The sequence below is a fragment of the Kitasatospora sp. NPDC058965 genome, assembly GCF_042741245.1.
In the GTDB taxonomy this organism is placed as follows: Bacteria; Actinomycetota; Actinomycetes; order Streptomycetales; family Streptomycetaceae; genus Kitasatospora.
Genome location: NZ_JBHYKG010000456.1, coordinates 1 through 5,138, shown reverse-complemented (window position 1 = coordinate 5,138; position 5,138 = coordinate 1). Strand labels below are relative to the sequence as shown.

Here is a 5,138-nt window from a genome sequence, read left to right as displayed (position 1 = left end):
CCAGCGGGTCCTGCTCCTTTCGAGCGGCACTCCGGGCGGCGTCGAGTGCCGAGAGTCCAAGGTCACACCCCTGGGACCTGCTGCAATGCCGCTAGTGGGCGTTAACCTCCGATCATGACGGTCTCGCCCGAAAGGCTCCCCCTGGCCGCCGAGTTCCCGGATGCATCCCGTGAGCAGTGGCAGCTCCTTGTCGAAGGCGTCCTGCGCAAGTCAGGCGCCTTGGTTGACGGTGTGTCGGCGGAGGACTCCCTCGCCACCGCCATCGAGCAGGGGCTCCGCGCCCGCCCGCTGTACACCGCCGAGGACGGCGCGGTCGATCCCGGGTACCCGGGCTTCGCGCCGTTCACCCGCGGCGGCCGGGCCCAGGGCGCGGTGCTGAACGGGTGGGACGTGCGCCAGCGCCACGCCCACCCGGACCCGCGCTCCGCCAACGAGGCGGTGCTGGCCGACCTGGAGAACGGCGTCAGCTCGCTCTGGCTGGAGCTCGGCGCGCAGGGCCTGCCGGTGGCCGCCCTGCCGACCGTGCTGGAGGGGGTCTTCCTCGACCTGGCCCCCGTCGTCCTGGACGCCGGTGCCGAGACCGGTGCCGCGGCCGAGCAGTTGCTGCAGCAGTACGCGGAGCGCGGCGTGCCCGCCGAGGCCGCCCGGGGCAACCTCGGGGCGGACCCGCTGGGCCTGCTGGCCCGGACCGGACAGGACGGCGACACCGACCGGCAGCTGGCCGAGGCGGCCGCGCTGGCGGAGCGCTGCGGGCGCGCGTACCCGGGGATCCGGGCGCTGGTGGTCGACGCGCTGCCGTACCACGAGGCCGGTGCCTCGGCGGCGCAGGAGCTCGGCTGCTCGCTCGCCACCGGCGTGGCCTACCTGCGGGCGCTGACGGCCGCCGGCCTGTCGGTCGACGCGGCCTGCGCGCAGCTGGAGTTCCGCCTCGCGGCCACCGCCGACCAGTTCCTCACCATCGCCAAGTTCCGCGCCGCCCGCCGGCTCTGGGCCCGGGTCGCCGAGGTCTGCGGGGCCGCCGCCGAGGGTGCGGCGCAGCGCCAGCACGCCGTCACCTCCGCCGTGATGATGACCGGGCGCGACCCGTGGGTGAACATGCTCCGCACCACGGTCGCCGGCCTGGCGGCCGGGGTCGGCGGGGCCGACGCCGTGACGGTGCTGCCGTTCGACGCCGCGCTGGGCCTGCCGGACGCGTTCGCCCGCCGGATCGCCCGCAACACCCAGTCGATCCTGCTGGAGGAGTCGCACCTGGCCCGGGTGATCGACCCGGCGGGCGGTTCCTGGTACGTGGAGCAGCTGACCGACGAGCTGGCCCGGGCGGCCTGGGACTGGTTCCAGGAGATCGAGCGGGCCGGCGGCCAGCGCGCCGCCCTGGCCGGCGGCCTGGTGCCCGAGCGGATCGCCGCCACCTGGGCCGAGCGCTCCGCGGACCTCGCCCACCGGCGGGAGCCGATCACCGGCGTCAGCGAGTTCCCGAACCTGGCCGAGGCGGCGGTGGTCCGCGCCCCGGCACCGGCCCCGCTCGGCGGCGGCCTGCCGCGGGTGCGCCGCGACGACGCGTTCGAGGCGCTGCGCACCCGCTCGGACGCGCAGCTGGCCGCGACCGGCGCGCGGCCGCAGGTCTTCCTCGCCGCGCTCGGACCGGCGGCCGTCCACACCGGCCGGTCCTCGTTCGCCGCCAACCTGTTCCAGGCCGGCGGCATCGACACCGTGCTGGCCGCCTCCGCCGAGGTGGCCGAGCTGGCCGAGCGGTTCGCCGCGAGCGGCACGGCGGTGGTCTGCCTGTGCTCCAGCGACAAGCTGTACACCGAGCACGCGGCGGAGCTCGCCGCCGCACTGAAGCGCGCCGGCGCCGCGCGGGTCCTGCTGGCCGGTCGGCCGGGGGACCAGCGCGAGGCGTACCAGGCGGCCGGGGTGGACGAGTTCGTCTTCGTGGGCAGCGACGCCGTCGCCGTCCTCACCTCGGTCCTCGACGAGATCGGAGCGGTCGCATGATCCCGGACTTCACCCAGATCGGGCTCGACGCCGCCGACGGCGCGCGGGCCGCCCACGAGCCGGCCACCGAGGAGCAGTGGCGCTCGGCCTGGGAGCGGGCCACCGGCAAGGACGCCGAGGAGCTGCTCTGGCAGACGCCGGAGGGCATCGGCGTCAAGCCGCTGTACACGCCGGCCGACTTGGCCGACGTCGACTTCCTCGGGACCTACCCGGGCATCGCGCCGTACCTGCGCGGGCCGTACCCGACGATGTACGTGAACCAGCCGTGGACGGTCCGCCAGTACGCCGGGTTCTCCACCGCGGAGGAGTCCAACGCCTTCTACCGCCGCAACCTGGCGGCCGGTCAGAAGGGCCTGTCGGTCGCGTTCGACCTGCCGACCCACCGCGGCTACGACAGCGACCACCCGCGGGTGACCGGCGACGTCGGCATGGCCGGCGTGGCGATCGACTCCATCTACGACATGCGCCAGCTCTTCGACGGCATCCCGCTGGACCGGATGTCGGTGTCGATGACCATGAACGGCGCCGTGCTGCCGGTGCTGGCGCTCTACATCGTGGCGGCCGAGGAGCAGGGGGTGCCGCCGGAGAAGCTGGCGGGGACCATCCAGAACGACATCCTCAAGGAGTTCATGGTCCGCAACACCTACATCTACCCGCCGCAGCCCTCGATGCGGATCATCTCCGACATCTTCGCGTACACCTCGCAGAAGATGCCGCGCTACAACTCCATCTCCATCTCCGGCTACCACATCCAGGAGGCCGGAGCCACGGCCGACCTGGAGCTGGCCTACACGCTGGCCGACGGCGTGGAGTACCTGCGGGCCGGGCTCGGCGCCGGCATGGACGTGGACGCGTTCGCGCCCCGGCTGTCGTTCTTCTGGGCGATCGGCATGAACTTCTTCATGGAGGTCGCCAAGCTGCGCGCGGCCCGGCTGCTCTGGGCCAAGCTGGTCAAGCAGTTCGACCCGAAGAACGCCAAGTCGCTCTCGCTGCGCACCCACTCGCAGACCTCCGGGTGGTCGCTGACCGCCCAGGACGTGTTCAACAACGTCACCCGCACCTGCGTGGAGGCGATGGCCGCGACCCAGGGCCACACCCAGTCGCTGCACACCAACGCGCTGGACGAGGCGCTCGCGCTCCCCACCGACTTCTCGGCCCGGATCGCGCGCAACACCCAGCTGATGCTGCAGCAGGAGTCGGGCACCTGCCGGGTGATCGACCCCTGGGGCGGCAGCGCCTACGTGGAGAAGCTCACCCACGACCTGGCCGCGCGCGCCTGGCAGCACATCCAGGAGGTCGAGGCGGCCGGCGGCATGGCCAAGGCGATCGACGCGGGCATCCCCAAGCTGCGGGTCGAGGAGGCGGCGGCCCGCACCCAGGCCCGGATCGACTCCGGCCGGCAGCCGGTGATCGGGGTCAACAAGTACCAGGTCGCCAGCGACGAGCAGATCGAGGTGCTCAAGGTCGACAACTCGGCCGTGCGGGCCCAGCAGATCGAGAAGCTGCGCCGGCTGCGCGCCGAGCGCGACGAGGCGGCCTGCCAGGCCGCGCTGCGCGCCCTGACCGCCTCGGCCGAGCGCGGCCCGAGCAACGACGGCAGCCTGGACGGCAACCTGCTGGCGCTGGCGGTCGACGCGGCCCGCGCCAAGGCGACGGTCGGCGAGATCTCGGACGCGCTGGAGAAGGTCTACGGACGCCACTCCGGCCAGATCCGTACCATCTCCGGGGTGTACCGAGACGAAGCAGGCTCCAGCACCGCCGTGCAGCGCACCCGCGACCTGGTGGAGGCGTTCGAGCGCGAGGAGGGGCGCCGCCCGCGCATCCTGGTCGCCAAGATGGGCCAGGACGGCCACGACCGCGGTCAGAAGGTGATCGCCACCGCCTTCGCCGACCTGGGCTTCGTGGTCGACGTCGGCCCGCTCTTCCAGACCCCGGCCGAGGTCGCCCGCCAGGCGGTGGAGGCCGACGTGCACATCGTCGGCGTCTCCTCGCTGGCCGCGGGCCACCTCACCCTGGTGCCGGCGCTGAAGGCCGAACTCGCCGCGGCGGGCCGGGAGGACATCACCATCGTGGTCGGCGGCGTGATCCCGCCGCAGGACTTCGACGCCCTCTACGAGGCCGGTGCCACGGCGGTCTTCCCGCCCGGCACGGTGATCCCGGAGGCCGCCCACGACCTGCTGACGACGCTGGCCGGCTCGCTCGGCATCGAGCTGTGAGCCGCTGAGCCGATGGCCCGCACGATCGATCTGGACAGTTACGTCCAAGGCGTCCTGGACGGCTCGCGCGCCTTCATCGCGCGGGCCATCACGCTCGTCGAGTCGAGCCGCCCGGACCACCGCGAGCTCGCCCAGCGCCTGCTGGTGGAGCTGTTGCCGCACTCCGGTGCGGCGGTCCGGGTGGGCATCACGGGGGTGCCCGGCGTCGGCAAGTCGACCTTCATCGAAGGCCTGGGCACCATGCTCACCGGGCAGGGGCACCGGGTCGCGGTGCTCGCCGTCGACCCGTCCTCCAGCCGGACCGGCGGCAGCATCCTGGGCGACAAGACCCGGATGGAGAAGCTCGCCGTGGACCCGGCCGCGTTCGTCCGGCCGTCGCCCACCTCCGGCACGCTCGGCGGGGTGGCCCGGGCCACCCGGGAGAGCATGATCGTGATGGAGGCGGCGGGCTACGACGTCGTGCTGGTGGAGACCGTCGGGGTCGGCCAGTCGGAGACCACCGTGGCCAACATGGTGGACACCTTCCTGCTGCTCACCCTGGCCCGGACCGGCGACCAGCTCCAGGGCATCAAGAAGGGCGTGCTGGAGCTGGCCGACCTGGTCGCCGTCAACAAGGCGGACGGTCCGCACGAGCTCGACGCCCGGGCCGCCGCCCGCGAGCTGGCCGGTGCCCTGCGGCTGCTCCAGCCCCCGGACGCCGCCTGGACCCCGCCGGTCCTCACCTGCAGCGGCCGCGAGGGCAAGGACCTGGACGTGCTGTGGGACCGCCTCTGCCAGCACCGCCGGGTGCTGGAGGCGACCGGCGCGCTGGCCGCCAAGCGCCGGGACCAGCAGGTCGACTGGACCTGGGCGATGGTCCAGGACCAGCTCCTCGGCGCGCTGCGCGCGCACCCGACGGTCCGTCGGATCGGCCCCGGACTGGAACAG

The 5,138-nt window shown here is 73.7% G+C and carries 3 protein-coding genes; all 3 read left to right on the top strand.

Annotated features, from left to right (window positions below; translation table 11 throughout):
- Positions 1-114 precede the first annotated feature (114 nt).
- Positions 115-1,995 (top strand): methylmalonyl-CoA mutase small subunit, encoded by a 1,881-nt coding sequence (gene mutA / locus ACFW1A_RS38345; protein WP_380417923.1) that lies wholly within the window; start codon positions 115-117, stop codon positions 1,993-1,995.
- The gene (gene scpA / locus ACFW1A_RS38340) at positions 1,992-4,211 is read left to right on the top strand and encodes a methylmalonyl-CoA mutase (protein WP_380417921.1); all 2,220 of its coding nucleotides are present in this window, start codon (positions 1,992-1,994) and stop codon (positions 4,209-4,211) included. The genes mutA and scpA overlap by 4 nt, the downstream gene beginning before the upstream one ends.
- A gap of 12 nt (positions 4,212-4,223) precedes the next feature.
- A partial coding sequence (gene meaB / locus ACFW1A_RS38335) for a methylmalonyl Co-A mutase-associated GTPase MeaB (protein WP_380417919.1) occupies positions 4,224-5,138 on the top strand: 915 nt, incomplete at its 3' end.

Coding starts and splice junctions, on each gene's coding strand:
- scpA (WP_380417921.1), top strand. CDS start 1,992: ATGATCCCGGACTTCACCCAGATCGGGCTCGACGCCGCCGACGGCGCG.
- mutA (WP_380417923.1), top strand. CDS start 115: ATGACGGTCTCGCCCGAAAGGCTCCCCCTGGCCGCCGAGTTCCCGGAT.